Here is a 17,178-nt window from a genome sequence, read left to right as displayed (position 1 = left end):
TCAGCTCCTTGCCGGGTCCTGCGGTTGTTCGGTCAGCTCCGCGAAGAACCGCTCAATGGCGGGCCACACCCGGCTGCCGCCGGACAGGCCCCGCCACTCCCGCCGGACGAGCGCCACCATCCGGAAGCAGTCGTCGACCGGGACGATCCAGTGGTGCTTCGCGGACCGTGCGGTGTTCACCAGCAGTGCCTCCACCTCCGGTACGAGACCGGCGAGCGGGGGACACCGGGCGACCACCTCACGCCAGGCCCCCGCGTCCGCCTCCCAGCGGGTGGCGCCCGCGGGGCTCGGGTAGTGCGCGCTCACGGTGCCGTCCGAGTGCCGTACGAAGAACGCCAGCCCCACCGGAACGCCGAGTTCCCGCGTGCCCACCTCGGGCAGCCGCACCCGGCGCCGTGGCACCAGCCGGTACCGCCCCTCGCTCGCCTCCTCCTCCATGAAGAGCAGGGAGCAGGGCCGGCACGCGCACAGCACCTCCTCCTGCCCAGTGTCGTACAGGTGCCGGTGCTCGGGCTCGACGTCGGCGCCACACAGGTCGCACCGCTCCGCGTCCGGCCGCCGGGCGGCGGCCGAGCGGATGACGCGGGCCAGCGCGCCGGTGGTCACGACCGCTCTCCGGCGGGCACCGTGCGCACGGTGAGCGTGTCGACCGGGACGAAGGCGGGGGGCCTCGCGTCGTCACCAGGCGCCCGTTCCACGCCGGAGAGTTCGGGCGCCAGGGCGAGCACCGCCTCACGGACCGCCTCCTCCAGCGAGGCCGAGGAGGATCCGCACCCCTTGCCGGCGAGCCGCACCCGGGCGACCCCCTCCTCGACGCCCGCCAGCTCCACGTCCCCGCCCCGCTCCCGCACCGCCGGACGCAGCCCGTCGACGGCGCGGGCGGCGCGGACCTCGGGCGGCTCGGGGTGGATGTCGTGCAGCACCAGGAGATGACCGACGAGGTCGTCGGCGGCCATACGGTCGACCAGGGCGGGGTCGGCGGCGTCCAGCACTCGGGCGAGGGCCTCGCCGTAGATCTCGGTCAGGGTCCGCACCGCCTCGATCGCCGCCCCGGTCATCGGACCCGGAGCGCCTTCGAGCTGCTCGAGCAGCCCGTCGAGGCGGGAGAGCCGCTGCGCGACCGCCGCTTCGCCGAGCCGGGCGTAGTCATCCATGAGCCGCTCCGAACATGGGCGAGTGCAGCTTGGTCAGCGTGTTGCCCTTGCCGAGGTACATGTGCACGCCGCAGGGCAGACAGGGGTCGAAACTGCGGACGGTGCGCATGATGTCGACGCCCTTGAAGTCCTCCGGGCCGTTCTCCTCGAAGATCGGCTGGCCCTGGACGGCGTCCTCGTACGGTCCGGGGGTGCCGTAGTGGTCCCGCGGGCTCGCGTTCCACGGCGTCGGCGGGTACGGGTGGTAGTTCGCGATCTTCTTGTCCTTGATCACCAGGTGGTGGGAGAGGACACCCCGCACCGCCTCGTGGAAGCCGCAGCCGATCGCCTCGTCCGGCACCTCGTAGTTCTCGAAGATCTTGGTGTCACCGCTGCGGACCTGGTCCATCGCCCGCTCCAGGAAGAAGAAGGCCATGGCGGCGGAGTAGGCGACGAAGTACGGCCGGGCCCGGTCGCGCTCGATCGTGTTGCTCCACTGGGGGATCTTCCACTCGAACGTCATCTCCGGCATCTTGTCGCTCTTGGGCAGCGAGATGCGCACGCTGTGTCCGGTGGCCTTGACGTACGGCGTGTCGACCAGCCCGTTGAGCGCCGTCGACCACAGCCGGGCGAGCGGACCGCCGCCGGTGTCCAGCGCCAGGTGCTGGGCGCTGTTCTTGTCGTACCAGCGCGGGCTCATCACCCAGCTGTAGTTGCCCTCGAAGTTCCGCTTCTGCGGTACCGGCACCGTCGTCTGGTTCCACGGGTGGCGCATGTCGACGGCGTTGCCGAGCGGGTCGTGGGTGACGAACGGCTCCTCGTTCACCCAGTCCTCGTAGTACGAACTTCCCAGCATGATCCGCATGCCCAGGTTGATGTCGACCAGGTCGTTGGTGACGAGACTGCCGTCCACGATGATGCCCGGGGTGACGAACATCGCCTTGCCCCAGTCGCTCATCGTCTCGTAGCGGTAGTCCACGACGTCCGGGTTCTGCCAGGCGCCCCAGCAGCCGAGCAGGATCCGGCGGCGGCCCACCTCCTCGTAGCCGGGCAGCGCCTCGTAGAAGAAGTCGAAGACGTCGTCGTTCATCGACACGGCCTGCTTGATGAAGTCCAGGACCCGCAGCAGCCGGGAGAGGTAGTCGGTGAACGTGGTCGGCTCGGGCATGGTGCCGACCCCGCCCGGATACAGCGTGGACGGGTGCACATGGCGCCCCTCCATCAGGCAGAACATCTCCCGCGTGATGCGGCTGACCTTGAGCGCCTCCTTGTACAGCTCGCCCTCGAACGGGTTGAAGGCGCGCATGATGTCGGCGATGGTCCGGTAGCCGTGGATGTAGCCGTTGCGGGCCTCGGTGCGCTCGGCCCGGGCCATGACGCTCGGATTGGTGGCCTTGACCATGGCCTCACAGAAGTCGACGAACACCAGGTTGTCCTGAAAGATGGTGTGGTCGAACATGTATTCGGCCGCTTCGCCCAGGTTGACGATGGTCTCCGCCAGTCGCGGCGGCTTGACGCCGTAGGCCATCTGCTGGGCGTAGTTGGAACACGTCGTGTGGTTGTCACCGCAGATCCCGCAGATTCGCGAGGTGATGAAACCCGCGTCCCGGGGGTCCTTGCCCTTCATGAAGACGGAGTAGCCCCTGAAGAGCGAGGACGTGCTGTGGCACTCCACCACCTCGCGGTTCGCGAAGTCGATCTTCGTGTAGATGCCGAGATTGCCGATGATCCGCGTGATCGGATCCCAGGACATGTCCACGATCTGCGCGGGCTTTCGCGCCGCGGCCCGCGCCTCGGTTGCCGTCATGTCCGTGCCTACCTCGCTCTCTCTCGCTGTCGTCTGCGCCCGTCGGGGCGCCAGTACGGGTCGTAGCCGCTCGTCAACTTGTCCTTGTTGTGGCGCCACTTGGGCTCACGGTTGACGGCCATGTTGGTGATGCCGCGCAGGCGCCGGATCACGGCCCCATAGGGCCTGATCACAGCGGACGAGAGGGTGCCGCCCGTCGGTTCGTCCATGAACGGCATGAAGGCGTCCGGGAACCCGGGCATCGTGCAGCCGATGCAGATGCCACCGACGTTCGGGCAGCCGCCGATGCCGGCCATCCAGCCGCGCTTGGGCACGTTGCAGTTGACGACCGGACCCCAGCAGCCCACCTTGACCTGGCACTTGGGAGAGTTGTAGTCCTTCGCGAAGTCGGCCTGCTCGTAGTAGGCGGCCCGGTCGCACCCCTCGTGCACCGTCTTCCCGAACAGCCACTGCGGGCGCAGCATGTGGTCCAGCGGGGGCGGCGGCGCCGACCCGGCCGCGTGGTAGAGCACCCAGGTGAGGGTCTCCATGAAGTTCTCCGGCTGGATCGGGCAGCCCGGCACGTTGACGATCGGAAGCGCGCCCTGCGACTTGAAGTCCCAGCCCAGGTAGTCCGCGAGACCCATACAGCCCGTGGGGTTGCCCGCCATCGCGTGGATCCCGCCGTACGTGGCGCAGGTGCCGGCGGCGACGACCGCCCAGGCCTTGGGCGCGAGCTGGTCGATCCACCAGTTGAGGGTGAGCGGTTCGCCGGTGTCCTGGTCGTTGCCGAACGACGTCCAGTAGCCGTCGCCCTCGATGATGTTCTGGTTGGGGATCGAGCCCTCGATGACGAGGATGAACGGCGCCAGTTCACCGCGGGCCGCGGCGCGGAACGGGGCGAGGAAGTCCTCGCCGCCCAGGCTCGGGGAGAGCACCTTGTTGTACAGGTTCACCTTCGGCAGGCCGGGCACCAGCCCGGCGACGATGTCCTCGATCGCCGGCTGGCCGGACGCCGTCATGGAGACGGTGTCCCCGTCACAGCTCATGCCCTCGGAGATCCACAGGATATGGATCTCGTCGAAGCCGTTCCTCTGTTCAGCCCTCGTGGGCTGCTGGCTGACCTCCGTGGTCCCGCTTTCGACGGTCATGTCCTCGGCCTCCCTTGCAGTCGGTCCCTAAGGCGGTCGTAGGCCGCGGCCACCGGTCCGGCGAAGGCCAGGGCGGGAGGCTCGTCGGGCGCGTTGGGGTGCGGCCGGGTCGGGGCGGTCTGCTTGGACCGGGCCAGCATTTTGCCGAGCCGCAACAGCTCCTCCTCGGAGACCGCGTCGCGGAGCAGGGGCATCAGCTCGCCCTCCTCCTCGCGGATGTGCTCCTCGACCTCGCGGCGCAGCTCGTCCATGAGTTCGCTCGTGCGCTCGTCGTCCCCGGACTGCTTGTCCAGGGCCAGGAGGGTCTCCTTGACCGCCCTGTGCTCGCTCAGGTGCTCGCGGATCCGCTGGTCCCCGTCCGACAGGACCTTCTTGGCCAGCGGGTAGACCATCAGCTCCTCGAGCGCCGCGTGCTTGGACAGCTCGCGGACCAGGGTTTCCACCACGGCCCGGCGCTGCGCTGCGGAGGCGGCGGCGTGGTAGTCGCGGAACAGCTGCTCGACCATCCGGTGGTCGTGCATCAGCAACTCGATGGCGTCCATTACGGCCTTCCTGGTCGGGGACGGTGGCGGCACAGAGGTGGGGCGGATCCGCCGGCTAGGAGGCGGAGGAGGCGGAGGAGGGGGACGGGGCGGGGGAGGGGGTGAGGGAGCGGATGGCGCCGTGCAGCCGGGCGAGCACCTCCGGCGGCATGGTCTCCACCCGGTCGAGGATCCGCGCGGCCCGCGGGTCGGTGGCGCGTGCCTCGCGTTTCTCGTCGTCCGTGAGCAGCAGCGTCCGCAGGGTCAGGATCTCGTCGATCTCCGCGGCGTCGTGCAGGTCGCCGGGGCTCTCCGGGGCCACCTGCGGATGGTCGGGCAGGATGATCGGCGACGACAGGACGAGCGAGTCGGACCCCTCCGGGCCCGCGAGCACCGGGAAGGTGTGCAGGTTGCGGCACTCCCTCACGTACGGCGCGACGTCCTCGGGCGGGTCGATCGAGGAGTAGAAGCCGAGTCCCTCACCGGCGACGAAGGTGTGCGCCGCGATGAGCGAGTGCCGCAGGGCCTCGTCGCGGGGAGCGTCGGGCGGCGTCCTACGTCCGGTGTTCTCGGTGCGGACGCGCAGGCGGTACAAGGAGTCGGCGCCCGCGACGGGTTCGACGTGCAGCGTGGTGCGCGCCTCGACGGGGGAGCGGCGGCGCACCAGGCGCCCCGCGTCTGCGGGCAGGGGCTCGGACTCGTCGCCGCCGGGAGCGCCGAAGGTGAACTCCGCGTCGTGGGCGAGGAGTTCGGCGAGCGGGGCGGTGAGGTCGGTCTCGCGCGGCATCGCCTCGTCGAAGGAGAGATGGACCGTACCGGCCGTCTCCAGGGAGTCCACGGGCGTGTAGTGACCGTCCGCGTCCCGTCGCTCCACGCCTCGGTACTGCATCTGCAGATAGCGCACGCGCACCCGTACCACGGCGTCGGGTCGCGCGCGCAGCAGGCACTCGGTCTGCTGCTGCCAGGACTCCACGGACCCCGAGACACCCGGCGTCACCGGGCCGTGGGCCTCGGCCCAGGCGCGGGGGGCGAGGATGCCGAACTGCCAGCGCACCCGGTTCTTGGCCGACGAGCGGCGGTACGGGTAGAGCAGGTATCCCTCATAGAGGACGGCGTCGGCCACGGCGCACGCCTCTTCGACCGCGGAATGCACGCTCACGGGATCGCCCAAGGGGTCGCTCACCGTAACTCCTCACTGACCAGATGTGCGTATTGCAGTGGTTTACAACGATCACACCTTTTCGTGCGATGGGCGCGTATTGAGGGCGGATGGGTGAGTGGCGCGTCGAGAGGGGCGGGGAGTCGTCGTGTCGGCACGGTCTGAGCGGGTACTGCGGGGAGGTGACTGACGGCCGTCGGCCCCGGCGGGAACGCGATGCGGAACGAGACGGAGGCGGCAGCGATGCGGATGCAAGGCGACGACCCGGCGGAGGGCAGGAGCCGTGTGGGCGACGCGGCGGCGCGGCTGGCCCAGGACACCGCGCAGCTCGCTCGCCACGAGATACTCGCGGTGCAGAGCGAGGTCAGGGCGGCGCTGCGCCGGTTCGGAGCGGGTGGCGCGCTGCTGGGCGCCGCCGGGGTGTGCGGCCTGCTGGCCCTGTGGTCGGCCCACGAGACGGCCCTGCGGGCACTGGAGCCGGCCCTGCCGGGCGCCCGCGCGTCGGCCGTACTGACCTGCGCCTATGCCACGGGCGCCGCAACGCTGGGCGTCGCCGCCCGCAACCGGGTACGCGCCGCCGGCCAGGCGTCGGCGGAGGCACTGGACCGGGCACGGGAGGCCGTTCCGACGGGGGTGCGCAGGGGTGAGGGGGAGAAGGGGGCCGACTGAGAGCGCGGAACCGCGGCGATCCGGACGGCTCGGCCGCGTTGGGCCGTTCGGGTGGACGCGTGGGAGTCGGTGCGGCGCGTATGCGGGGCGGGAGCGCGTGCGGGGTGCCGGGGTGGCAGGCTGCGGGGTCGGGTCGGGTCCGTCTGGGCGAACCGTGGCCCTGCCGGGCGGTACCACGCTCGCGCGCCGTGTGGGCCGTCGGTCCCTGGACGGCGCGTACGGAAGGAAGGGGTGTCCGTGGAGATGATCCCGGTCGACTCCGAACCGGCGCGATCCGGTACCGCGTTCACGGAGTCGGCGTACCGGCGTGTGCGAGCCGCGCAGGGCGGCAGCGCGGCAGTCGGTGACGCGACCGCCTGGGACCTGTTCCGCATGGCTTTCCCTCGGTGACGCCGCCCGGCGCCGTCCGGCCGCCCGCCGGGGGCGGCGGCTGCCGACGCCCGTGACACCGCCTGACATCAGTGGCTGCCTCCCCTTTCCGCCACCGGTGTCTCCAGTGCGTTCTCCTGGTGCAGGTCCAGGCTCGTCGTCAGGTGGATGTGGGCAGCCACCCAGTGGGGGACGGCCGCCGTCGCGCCCTGGGTGTGCAGGGCGCCGGTCAGGGCGTCCACGAGGCGGGCGGCGGTGCGCAGGCCGGTGCGGCGCAGGTGTGTGGCAGTGTCCGCGAGGGTGGTGCGGGACGTGCCGGTGAGGTGGCGCAGGCCGTGATGGGCCGCGTCGGCCAGGGCGGTGAGTGCCGACTCGAGGGTCGTCGTGATCGGGTCGGACGGGCGGGGGCGGATCGTGGTGAGCCTGGTGTCGCCCTCGCCCGGGGCCAAGTCCGGGACGGTGACGCCCTCAGAGGTGAGGACGGCCAGCGGGTCCAGGACGATCCGGCCGCGGCCCCGGCCCAGCATGCCGCTGACGCAGTGGACCTCGCCGTCGGCCAGCGCGGCGGCCAGGGCGTCCAGGCCACCGGGGCACAGCGGGTTGTACTCGGCACGGAGGTGGACGGGGTTGCCCGCGGGATCGCGCAGCACCGCTTCCAGGCGCTGCCCGGCGGGGTCGTAGCCGATGTCGTCCACGGTGTCGACCGCGATGACCCGTACCGCATCCGCCTCGACCCGGGGACGGATCAGACGTGGTGGACGTTCGCCGGCCTCCCGCAGATGTGCGGCGGTGTCCCGCAGCAGCAGCCTGTCCGGCAGTTCCGTCCATGCGGAGCCGACGGGTGTGATGCTGGTCGCGGCGATCCGGCCCCGCGAGAGGACGACTGTGCGGTCGGCGGCCCGTGCGGTGTGCTCGCTGACGACGTTGGCCGTGGCCAGCGCGCGCAGCGGTGAACCGAGCAGGCGGCGCGTCGACAGCTCGTGGCCGGTGGGTGCCTGATCTCCCGTCAGCTCCCACCGCTTGCGCAGGACCAGCACGGTGCCGGCGTCGGCGTGCGCGAAGTACGTCTCGGCCGTACGGTCCCGGGCGGTGCCGCCGATCCGGCAACCCAGCGCCACCAGACGCACCCGCCGCAGCGGTGTCACCGGTGCCTCCGAGGTGCCCAGCACGCCGACCCGGTTGCGATCGGCCCCGCGGTGCCGGGCGTGCAGTTCGGCAAGGAGCAGGGCCAGGCGTTCGGGCGCGTAGCGACTGGCGCGGGCCGCGTAGGCCTCCAACTGGTCCCGCAGGTCGGCCACCGCGCCGGCGGGCCAGTGGTGGGAGACGGCGGTCAGCGCCTGTTCGGCGCGGCGTAGTGAGCCGGTGAAGACCGGCCCGGCCTGTTGCACGCCGTCCAGGAGGAGTTCGTCGGCGAGTGCCACGGCCGCGCGTAGCGCGTCGTCGGCTCCGGCCGGGGCGGTCGTACGGCCACCGACGGTCACTTCCTCCGCTTGTTCGGCGTCCGCGGCGCGGAACGCCCAGACCGCCAGGGTGACGACCTCGCCGCGCAGCGGAGCCGCCGCGTCGGAGAGGGCGTAGCCCAGTTCGTGCGGGACCGGGAAGCGGACGGTGCAGGTGGGCAGTTCCACGCGAGGCGCCGGGTCGGTGGCGGTGGGACGGTGCACACGGGCCGTGTAGCCGCGCTCCCTGGTGCGGCGGGCGGCGGTCACGGCGGGGCGGCCCAGCGCCGTCGCCAGCCCGTCGTCGTCGAACTCGGCCGGCGACCAGTCGGTGAACGGCTCCTCGGCCACCTGCGTGTCGTCCGGCGCCGAGGGCGCGGATCGCTGGTAGGCCAGCACCAGCGCGATCCGGTGCCGGCACACGCCCGGTGCGGCGCAGCTGCAGTCGGCGGCCTCCAGGGCGATGCCCGCAGGGAGCGCGGCTTCCGTGCCGTCCGGGAAGGCGCCGCGTACGGTGCCGTCGTCGCCGGTCGTCACCACCGGCCCGGAGCCGGCCGCCAGGTCCTTCTCGGCGCGTTTGACGAGGCCGCGGTTGGCGAGCGACGCGAGGGTCTCCGGCGTGAGCACGAGCAGGTCCGCACGGGTCATCGGGCCTGCCCTCCCCGGCCGATGTGCTCGGCGACGAACTCCGCGAGCGCGCCCGGCGTCATCGCGCCCACCGGGGCACCCGCCTCGGCCAGCCTCCCGGCCAGGGCACGGTCGTAGACGGGATCGGCGGCCTCGTCGAGGGCGGCCAGGCACAGCACGGTCGTGCCCTGCTCGACGAGGTGCCGCACGGTGCGCACCAGGCGGTACGGGTCGCCGCCCTCGTAGAAGTCGGACACGAGGGCGACGATGGCCCGCCGCGGGTTCTCGACCAGCGAGGCGCCGTAGTCGACGGCCCGCGCGATGTCGGTGCCGCCGCCGAGCTGTACCCGCATCAGCAGTTCCACCGGGTCGGTCACGTCGGAGGTCAGGTCGACCACCGCGGTGTCGAAGGCGACCAGGTGCGTCTTCAGCCCCGGCAGGCTCCACAGGCAGGCGGCCGTGACCGCCGAGTGGATCACCGAGCCGGCCATGGAGCCGGACTGGTCGACCAGCAGCACCAGTTGCCACTGTTCCAGGTGGCGGCGGGTGCGGGAGTGGAAGTGCGGCCGCTCGATGAGAATGCGGCGCTCCTCGGGCTGGTAGTGGGCGAGGTTGGCGCGGATGGTGGCGCGGAAGTCGAAGTCCCGGGCGATCGGCAGCCGGCTGGGGCGGCGGGAGCGGGAACCGGTGAACGCGCGCCGCACCTGTGGCCGCAGACGCTCCATCAGCTGCCGTACGACCGTCTCGACGATCCGCCGGGCCGCCGCCAGCACCTCGGGGTTCATCAGGTGCTTGGTGCGCAGGACGGCGCGCAGGAGGGTCTGGCTCGGTTCCACGCGGGCGAGGACGTCCGGGTCGGTGACGATCTCATGGATCTGGTACCGCTCCACCGCGTCGCGCTCCAGCCGTTCCACCGTCGTCTTGGGGAAGAGGCGGTGGATGTCGTCCAGCCAGTCGACCGCGGTCGGTCGGGACGGGCCGGTGCCGGCCTCGCGGGAGTCCGCCGTACCGCGGCGCACCCCGCGTCGGCGCAGGTCGTCGTCGCGGCCGTAGAGCCACTCCAGGGCGGCGTCCCGCGCGGCGGCCGCGCCGTGCAGGGGGCCGGTGCAGCGTTCGGCGGCGGCGCCCAGGACGAGCCGCCAGCGCTCCAGGCCGGGGTCGGGGGCCGACGGTGCGCCGGACGGCTCCGGCGCCGGTTCGGGCAGCGTGGAGTTCATCGGGGTGCCCCCAGGCCGTGGCGGTCGAGCAGTTGGATCACGTTCTCCTCCAGGGCCCGGGCACGGGCCTGCAGCAGGGGGTCGGCGGAGGTGCGCAGCAGGGAGCGCGCCGAGCCGCGCAGGCCGCGGCGGTGCAGCAGGTGTTCGGCGATGCGCTCCCGTTCGCGGGGCGGGAAGAAGGCGAAGGCTTGCCGGAGCGCGGGCAGGCCGGTGAGAAAGTCGCCCTCGGCCATCGCCGATACGACGCCGTCCACGACGTCGACCAGGGAGTCCTCGCCAGTCCCAGTGGCCCGCGCCACCTCCTCACGGGCCACGGCGAACAGGCCGGTCAGCCAGTCGCCGAGGGTGTCCACGGCGGCCGAGGCCAGCGCCTGCACCACCGGTCCGGGATCGCCCGGGACGCCCAGGGCCCAGCGCAGCCCGAAGGCGGCGCCGCGCAGATCGGCTGGGGCGCGCGGATCGCGGCTGATGCGCGCGGCGGCCTCGGCGGCGGCCTGCGGGGTGACCGACATCAGGTCGGGCGCGTGCCGCAGCGCGTCCCGCGCGGCCGCCATGGCACGCAGCCGGGGAAGGTCCGCGCCGCGGTCGCCGTGCAGGCCCTCCGCCAGCCAGAACACCCGGTCGGCGGCGCCGCCGACCACAGCTCCGAGCAGCCGGTCGCGGGCCACGCCGAACACCCGGTCGTGCCGCCACAGGCCGAGCGTCGCCGCCAGCACCTCGCCGAGCGACCCCAGGTCGCCGACCTGTCCCACCCGGGCCGCGAGGGACACCAGCAGGTCCTCGCAGAGGGGCCCGACCCCGCACAGCACCGCGTCGAACAGCAACCCGGCCAGCGCACCGACCGCCGGGCCCGCCGCGTGCATCCGCTCGCCGAGCAGCGCCGCGGCGGCCTCGTCCAGGCGGGCTCCGTAGGCGCCTGCCTCGATGAGAGCGGCCTCGCGCCGGGCTGCCGGCCCTGGCGTCCACACCTCGGTGAACACCGGGTCGGCTCCGTCGGCCGGGCCCGAGACCCGGCTGAAGCCCGGTACGCCCAGCACGCGCAGCCGGTGCAGCGCGCGGCTGCGGGACAGGTCCGGCGCCTTCGTCAGGTCCAGAGTGACCGGCGCGTCGGCGTCGGCCAGACCCAGGCGGGCGAGGTGTGCGGCCACGTCGTGCACCAACGGGGGCAGCGGGGTGTCCGGGTGCAGCCGGCCCACGGCCTCGCCGGTGCAGGCGGCGACCATCTCCACCACCACCGGATGGGTGCCGGCGCCGAGCGTGCCTCGGGTGGTCCACGGCAGCGGCCGGTCCAGGTCGTCCGCGATCACGGCGCCGGCCAGGCCGTCGAGGACGTCCACCCGGGTCTCGTACGGATGACCGCGCAGCCGGGCCAGCCCCTGGGCCAGAGTGCGGGCTGCGATCAGGTCGGCCGTCGACAGCCGGATCCCACGGGTGCGCAGCCGCTCGGTGACCGCGCGCAGCAGACCCCGCGCGGCGTTTGCCGGGTCCGTCTCCCACAGTTGCTGGTAGTAGCCGGGCGAGGGCATGCCGGACTGGTAGCCGGCGAAGGCGTCCAGTCGGTGGAAGGAGTACGGCACCAGGAAGCTTCCGCCGAGCGCCCCCTCGGGCGGTTCGGGCACGCTCGGCCAGTCGGCCCCGCCGGCCCCCTGCGGGGACGGCAGGGCGGACAGGGCGCGGAGCGCAGGCTGGTGGAAGCCGCCGGTGACCACCAGCACCGGGCGGTCTCCGGCCCGAGCGAGCGCGGCGCGCACCCAGGACGCCATGTACTCCTCGCGCGCCCGGTCTCCCGGATCCGCCTCCGCGTCGCCGCGCACCAGGGAGAAGTAGGCGTCGAGCCGGGCACGCAGGTCCTCCGCATCGCCCGGTTCGCCGCCGGCCCCGGAACCGTCGGCGTCACCCGGGTCGGTCACCTCGAACAACCCGTCCCAGAGTGCGTCCACCGAATCGACGGCGAAGTGCGTGCACAGCCGTGTCGTCGCCTCCGCGTACCTCGCCTCGGCGTCCGCGTACCGGTTGGCGTACCGGTCGCCGCCCTCCGCGAGCGCCGGATGCCAGGCCGGCAGGTCGATGAAGCGCACCTGGGCTCCCGCCGCCCGCCCCTCCCGCAGGGCGATCCACTCCGGGGAGTAGTCGCACAGCGGTGTCCAGGACGTCGCCACGCGCTGCTCGTCGCGGTAGTGGCTGAACACGGCGATCGGCAGCGTGTGCCCGAGGAGCAGTTCCTCCAGCCGGTCGTTCATGTCCGCCGGCCCCTCCACCAGCACATACGCCGGCCGCAGGGAGCCGATCGTCCGGGCCACCAGGCGGGCGCAGGCGGGGGAGTGGTGACGGACCCCGAGGAAGACGGGCGACCTCATGGCCGGCATCAGCCGGCCATGAGGTGACGTGCGTCGTACAGGGCCTGCCACTGCGGACCGGCACGGCGCGGCGCCTCCTGCTGAAGGAAGCGGCGCAGGCGGGCCAGGTCCTCGGGGCTGTCCTTGGCGGCCGTACCGGCGAGGCACGCCACCACGTCGGCGGCGCTGCCCGGTTCCCCGCGCAGGAACCAGGCCCGTACCCCGACCGCGTGTGCCACGGACACGGCCTCCGCGGTGCTCATCACCGTGGACAGCCGCTCGCCCTGCGCCGCGCTGCCCCGCAGTTCGCGGAAGGTGCCCACCAGCACCTCCAGCACGTCCCGGCGCGGCGGCGGCTCGACCCCGGACTGCCGCAGCAGTGCCGTGGCCTCGGCCTCGACGAGGGCGAGCTCCGTGTCGAAGTCGGCGATGGGGAACACCGTCTCGAAGTTGAACCGCCGTTTGAGCGCGGCGCTCATCTCGTTGACGCCCCGGTCGCGGGTGTTGGCGGTGGCGATGACGTTGAAGCCCTGCTTGGCGAAGACCAGGCCCTGCGGGCCGTCCAGTTCAGGAATGGTGATGACCCGGTCGGACAGCAGGGACAGCAGGCAGTCCTGCACCTCCAGCGGGCAGCGGGTGATCTCCTCGAAGCGTACGATCCGGCCCTCCGCCATGCCGCGCAGCATCGGCGCGGGCACCAGCGAGCGCGGGGACGGACCTTCGGAGACCAGCAGGGCGTAGTTCCAGGAGTACTTGATCTGGTCCTCCGTGGTGGCCGCACCGCCCTGCACCGTGAGCGCGGAACTGCCGCTGACGGCCGCCGCGATCAGCTCCGACAGCAGCGACTTGGCGGTGCCGGGCTCGCCCACGAGCATCAGGCCGCGGTTGGTCGCCAGCGTCACCAGGGCCCGCTCCACGAGGGAGACGTCGCCGACGAACTTGCGGCTGACACCCGCCTGTTCGTCACCGACGATGAAGCGGCGGGCGGCCCGCAGGCTGAGCTGCCAGCCGGGGGACGGGGATCGCCGTCCGCCGCGCGCAGGGCGGCGAGTTCGTCGGCGTGGCGCAGTTCGGCGGGCGGCCGCTGGAGCAGCGCCTCGCCGGTCTCTTCGACGGCGGCGGTCACTTGGCGGTCACCTCCGTCAGGTCGGCGAGGATCTCGGAGGCGATGACCGGGTCCAGAGCGCCGAAGCGCAGCGGGTATGTCCGGCTCCGCCAGTAGTCACAGGGCTGGGAGTCGAGCCAGACCGTCTCGAAGGTCTGGTCGGGGAACATGTCCGGCACGCCCACGGCGATCCCCTCGTCGAGTCCGATCACCACGTAGTGGCCGTCGTCGATCCGCCGGTGGAACCAGCGCTCCACGCCCGCGTCCTGCGGCTCGCCGCGCTCCCAGCCACGCTTGGTCAGGCCGAGCAGCTTGCCGACCGGTACGGTCGCGCCCTCGAACCGGGTCAGCCGGTGCCCGGCGGCCTCCTGCTCGGTCAGCGTGTGCACGGCCCGGCCCAGCTGAGGGAACGGCTGGAGGATCTCGTAGTCGGCGAACAGCTCCGACCAGGCCGCCAGGTCATCACCCAGGTGCAGCGGGTGCGCCACCCGTACGGTGGCCTCCTCGGGCAGGGGCAACTCGTCGTCGTGGACGTCGGCGAAGGTGCGGTCCTCCGCCACCCGGAAGGCCCTCGTCCCGCCCGAGCCGTCCCCGGGTGCGTCGTCGCTGAGCCACACCAGGCGGCGGACGAGGTGCCACACCAGAGGGTGGGCGACGAACAGCTCCCGGAACTCCGCGGCGGTCCAGGTGCGCTGGGCCACCATCGCCGCCTCCAGCCGCCGCACCTGGTCGGCGGCGATCGTGCGGACGTCCTTCTTCAGCGCGGCGAACCGCTTTCGCTCCGCCGGCGCCAGCTCCGGGTCGTCCTTGACTCCGGGCGCGGGCAGGGCCTTGCGCGGCTTGCCGTCGGCGTCCCGGACGTAGGGGCGCAGCTGCTCGTCGAAGCCGACGGTGAACTGCCGGGGCCCGTAGTCGATGACGGTGCTGCCGTTCGCGTCGAGGCCGAGGTCGGGCACGAGCCGGTCGCCCAGCTGTTCGCCGGTGAGCCCCAGCTCCTGGGCGACCTCGGCGATCCTCTCCTGCGCGCGGAGCTTCAGCGCCTTGAAGGGCACCCGCTGGGCGATTCCGTGCAGATGCATCAGCGCCACGTCGGTGCCGATGCTCGCCAGCACGGTCAGTCCCTCCACGGCGCGGTGGTGGGCGCCCTCGCCCGGCCAGGCCCGCAGCACGGGGGTGAGCCGGCGCACCGTGTCGTCGTTCCCGAGCCAGCCGAGCGCATGCAGCGCCCAGCTCTCCTTGGCGGGCATCCCGGCCAGCCGCCACTGCTCGAACAGGTCCCAGACGAAAGCGGCGAGGGAGTCGGCGGTGCAGTGCTCGGTCAGCACCTCCAGGCCCGGGTAGACCTCGCCGGGCTTGGACAGCGCCAGGATCGTCAAGGCGTGGCGCACAGCGTGGTCGGGCAGGGCGCCGCCCTCGGTGAGCAGGATCTGCGGCAGCAGCGCGGGGTCGGCCCAGGCACCGACAGCCGGTATGCGCGTGGGCAGGGCGCTGACCAGCGGGTCGGCGGACAGCGTCTCCTCGACGATGACCGCGGCCTCCGGGCCGCATCCGGCGACGGCCGCCAGCACCGCCTCGCCGCCGTGGGCGTCGGCCACCAGCCGCAACGCCTTCTCGGCGCCGCGCCGGACCGCGCCGACCGGGCCCACCGCGTGCGGTGCGAGCACGGCGACGGCGTCCAGACCGTGCCGCGCCAGCCAGGCACGGGCCGTGGCGTCGGCCGACTTCAGCCGCGCCAGCCAGTCGCACACCAACTCGGCGACCTCGACGCTCCGATAGGGCAGCAGCAGCCCTCCGAGGGTGCTCGGGTGCCGGGCGGCGGCGCGCCGCAGCAGCGGCAGGGCGGCCACCCCGTACTTGGCGGCGACCGGCTTCAGCGCGGCCTCGCCGTCCCAGTAGTCCTCCGGGGCGCACTCGGCGAGCAGCGGGCGCACCACGTCCTCGGGTCCGTCGACGAACAGCCCGACGTCCCGGACACTCTTCATCTGCCTGCCCTGCTGGAGGGCCTTGATCTCGTCGGCCCAGCCGTACTGACGGCGCCACCCGCGATACCAGCCCTCGGTGTCGGCCCACGCCTGCTGCTCGCCCGGCTGCCAGGCGACCTGCGCCTCCGGGGCCGCCGGCGTCTCCGCGGCCACACGCGCCTTGCGGGTCTTGCGCTTCGTCGTCCACGGCGGGCCGACCAGGAGCGGGGGCAGCGCCTGCGCGGGGGCGTCGGCCACCCGGTCACTGCGGCTGAGCAGCGGCTCGACGAGGGCTGCCGTCTCGGCGGGCAGGTCGTGCAGGACGGCCGCGGTCAGGTCGGCGTGGGCGCGGACGTGCGCGCCGAGCAACTGGCCGGCCATGGACGCGTTCTTGCCGGGGCCGGTCGCCGCCGCGCCGAGCAGCCGCAGCGCACGCACCGGGTAGCGCCGCGTCGCCTCCAGCAGGTGGGGACGGACGTGCTTGTCCTCGACTCGGTCCAGCAGGACACGGAAGGCGTCGTCCGTCGGCAGCTCCACCAGGGCACCGGCGAGACCCTTGACCCGGTCGGATCCGTACGCCTGGTCGAGGGCCTCGTCCAGGAGCGGTGCGAAGGCCTTGCCGGTGCCCTCGGCGAGCGTGGCGACCAGGGCGGTGGACCAGCCGCTCCAGCCGAGACCGGGCCGCCGGCCGAAGGGCTCCAGTTGCGCCGGGGAGCCCAGCGAGCACAGCAGCATCTCTCGCAGCCTCGCGTCGGCCGCCGCCACCTCCGCGCAGCACTCGTCGACCCACGCCTGCTCGGTGGGCAGTAGATACGACACGACGAAGCGGCGGCGCACGCCGCTCCGGCAGCGGGCCAGGGCATCGACGGTCTGCTGATAGGCCTCGTCGTCGGCAACGGACAGCAGGGCGCGCATCCGGTCGGCGAACTTCAGCCGCGCCCAGGCGCTGTCGGCGGCGGCTCCCGCGCGGAAACCGAGCCAGGGATCCTCACGGCGACCGCCGTACTGCATGTAGTGCGGCTCGACGTCGAAGTACTCCACCACCGCCTGCGCGGCGAACGGCAGACCGTGCGCGCTGACCCAGGCGTCGACGAAGACGCCGTCCGGATACTGCCAGTGGAAGGTCAGCGATGCCACCACCGCAGCCCCCAACGGGTTGTGGCTGCCGTTCAGATGCGCGCGGGTGGCCTCGACGATCCGCGGGTCGCTCTTCGGGGCGGTGAGCATCGCCTCGACCCAGTCGGCCTCCTCCTTCAACCGGTGCGCCGCCCGCACCTCGGCCTCGGGGTGCAGGCCGTCGACGCTCCGCGCGATCCCGCCGCGCCGCGGAAACACCAGCCGCCGCCAGGCGGGAGGCATCCGGAAGGACTCCTCGTCGGGCAGCGCGACGGGCCCGTGCCCGTCCGCCCCCTGCGCACCGGCGCCGGACGGCTCCTTTTCCGCACCGTCTTCCGTCGACTCCCAACGCTGCCGCACAGCCCCTCCTCCGCCGACGCCGACCTGTGGCCGGATCGATCGCTTGATCAGTTGGCCGCCACCGTAGCCGGGCCCACTGACAACTCCCCGCCCGCAATGGCATCCGACCACCACGACGGCCGTGCCCAGCGGCCTGCGGTGAAGGTGGCGGATCCGGCGCTGACCCGGCACCGTTCTGACCTGCTGCGGACCGAACCGTATACTTTAGTATTTCCCCAGGTCAGAGGGG

11 protein-coding genes and 1 pseudogene are annotated in these 17,178 nt (G+C 72.9%); 1 reads left to right on the top strand and 11 read right to left on the bottom strand.

The features are described 5' to 3' along the window. The 6 genes from N8I84_RS05105 to N8I84_RS05080 are packed head-to-tail and all read right to left on the bottom strand — an operon-like array spanning window position 1 to window position 5,774. Window positions 1-606 (bottom strand): DUF5947 family protein, encoded by a 606-nt coding sequence (locus N8I84_RS05105; RefSeq protein ID WP_263228407.1) that lies wholly within the window; start codon window positions 604-606, stop codon window positions 1-3. Then, window positions 603-1,154, bottom strand: coding sequence for a NifU family protein (locus N8I84_RS05100; protein ID WP_263228405.1), 552 nt, complete (start codon window positions 1,152-1,154; stop codon window positions 603-605). The genes N8I84_RS05105 and N8I84_RS05100 overlap by 4 nt, the downstream gene beginning before the upstream one ends. Continuing rightward, window positions 1,147-2,940: a nickel-dependent hydrogenase large subunit gene (locus N8I84_RS05095; RefSeq protein ID WP_263228404.1), complete on the bottom strand. Its 1,794-nt coding sequence runs from the start codon at window positions 2,938-2,940 to the stop codon at window positions 1,147-1,149. Before N8I84_RS05095 ends, N8I84_RS05100 begins: the two co-directional genes overlap by 8 nt. An 8-nt stretch (window positions 2,941-2,948) precedes the next feature. Further along, window positions 2,949-4,070, bottom strand: a complete 1,122-nt coding sequence (locus tag N8I84_RS05090; protein WP_200422827.1) for an NADH-quinone oxidoreductase subunit B family protein — start codon at window positions 4,068-4,070, stop codon at window positions 2,949-2,951. After that, entirely contained in the window at window positions 4,067-4,612 is a 546-nt protein-coding gene (locus N8I84_RS05085) for a hemerythrin domain-containing protein (protein ID WP_263228402.1), read from the bottom strand. The genes N8I84_RS05090 and N8I84_RS05085 overlap by 4 nt, the downstream gene beginning before the upstream one ends. A 55-nt stretch (window positions 4,613-4,667) precedes the next feature. Then, window positions 4,668-5,774, bottom strand: a complete 1,107-nt coding sequence (locus N8I84_RS05080) for a hypothetical protein (protein ID WP_390898853.1) — start codon at window positions 5,772-5,774, stop codon at window positions 4,668-4,670. A 192-nt stretch (window positions 5,775-5,966) separates the two neighbouring features. Between N8I84_RS05080 and N8I84_RS05075 the strand changes: the two genes are divergently transcribed. Then, window positions 5,967-6,419 (top strand): phage holin family protein, encoded by a 453-nt coding sequence (locus N8I84_RS05075; RefSeq protein ID WP_263228400.1) that lies wholly within the window; start codon window positions 5,967-5,969, stop codon window positions 6,417-6,419. A 458-nt stretch (window positions 6,420-6,877) separates the two neighbouring features. Here N8I84_RS05075 and N8I84_RS05070 read toward each other — a convergent pair whose 3' ends face one another. The 5 genes and pseudogenes from N8I84_RS05070 to N8I84_RS05050 all read right to left on the bottom strand — a co-directional run bounded on the left by N8I84_RS05070 (window position 6,878) and on the right by N8I84_RS05050 (window position 16,949). Continuing rightward, window positions 6,878-8,875, bottom strand: a complete 1,998-nt coding sequence (locus N8I84_RS05070) for a hypothetical protein (protein ID WP_263228398.1) — start codon at window positions 8,873-8,875, stop codon at window positions 6,878-6,880. Next, a complete protein-coding gene (locus N8I84_RS05065; RefSeq protein WP_263228396.1) occupies window positions 8,872-10,071 on the bottom strand; it encodes a VWA domain-containing protein in 1,200 nt (399 codons plus the stop codon). The genes N8I84_RS05070 and N8I84_RS05065 overlap by 4 nt, the downstream gene beginning before the upstream one ends. Then, on the bottom strand, window positions 10,068-12,428 hold the full coding sequence (locus N8I84_RS05060) for a DUF5682 family protein (protein ID WP_263228395.1): 2,361 nt from the start codon (window positions 12,426-12,428) through the stop codon (window positions 10,068-10,070). The genes N8I84_RS05065 and N8I84_RS05060 overlap by 4 nt, the downstream gene beginning before the upstream one ends. 8 nt (window positions 12,429-12,436) lie before the next feature. Next, a pseudogene (locus N8I84_RS05055) lies at window positions 12,437-13,533 on the bottom strand (ATP-binding protein). Then, window positions 13,530-16,949, bottom strand: coding sequence for a DUF4132 domain-containing protein (locus tag N8I84_RS05050; protein WP_263228394.1), 3,420 nt, complete (start codon window positions 16,947-16,949; stop codon window positions 13,530-13,532). The pseudogene N8I84_RS05055 and the gene N8I84_RS05050 overlap by 4 nt, the downstream one beginning before the upstream one ends. Window positions 16,950-17,178 lie beyond the last annotated feature (229 nt).

This window comes from Streptomyces cynarae (assembly GCF_025642135.1).
In the GTDB taxonomy this organism is placed as follows: domain Bacteria; phylum Actinomycetota; class Actinomycetes; order Streptomycetales; family Streptomycetaceae; genus Streptomyces; species Streptomyces cynarae.
This window is presented reverse-complemented; position numbering and strand designations above follow the sequence as displayed.